The organism is Brevundimonas sp. P7753 (assembly GCF_013386595.1).
GTDB lineage: Bacteria > Pseudomonadota > Alphaproteobacteria > Caulobacterales > Caulobacteraceae > Brevundimonas > Brevundimonas bullata.
On record NZ_JACARP010000301.1, the window covers coordinates 1 to 604 of the forward strand.

1 protein-coding gene is annotated in these 604 nt (G+C 65.9%); it reads left to right on the plus strand.

All coding sequences use genetic code 11. The features are described from left to right. Positions 1-57: 57 nt before the first annotated feature. A partial coding sequence (locus HX774_RS19670; protein WP_370523759.1) for an efflux RND transporter permease subunit occupies positions 58-604 on the plus strand: 547 nt, incomplete at its 3' end.

The following is a 604-nucleotide window of genomic DNA, read 5'->3' on the forward strand; positions in this document are numbered from 1 at the left end:
GGGCTAAGATAGATAAATCTCTCCCGCTTCTTCATCGACCCCCGGATCTGCGCGGGCGTGATCTCGGTGTTCATCACCCTGATCGGCCTGTTCGCCTATCCGATGCTGCCCCTGTCGCAGTACCCGGAGATCGCGCCCCCGACGATCACCATCAACGCGGCCAACCCGGGCGCCGCGGCCGAGACCCGGGCCGAGACCGTGGCGGCCCCCATCGAGCAAGAGGTTAACGGCGTCGAAAAGATGCTGTACCTGACCTCCTCGTCCACCTCGGACGGGGCGGTGTCGATCACCGTCACCTTCCAACCCGGCACGGACCTCGATTCCGCGCAGGTCCTGGTGCAGAACCGCGTCGCCCTGGCCGAGCCCAAGCTGCCCGAGCAGGTCCGCCAGATCGGCGTGACGGTCAACAAGGCCGAAAGCGGCTTCCTGATGATCGTCGGCCTGACCTCGCCGGACGGCAGCCTGGATAACGACTACGTCGGCAACTACGCCAACTCGACGCTGCGGGACCGCCTGCTGCGCATCGACGGCGTGGGCCAGGTTCAGATCTTCGGCGGCGGCAACTATTCGATGCGGATCTGGATCGACCCGGCCAAGTCGGCCG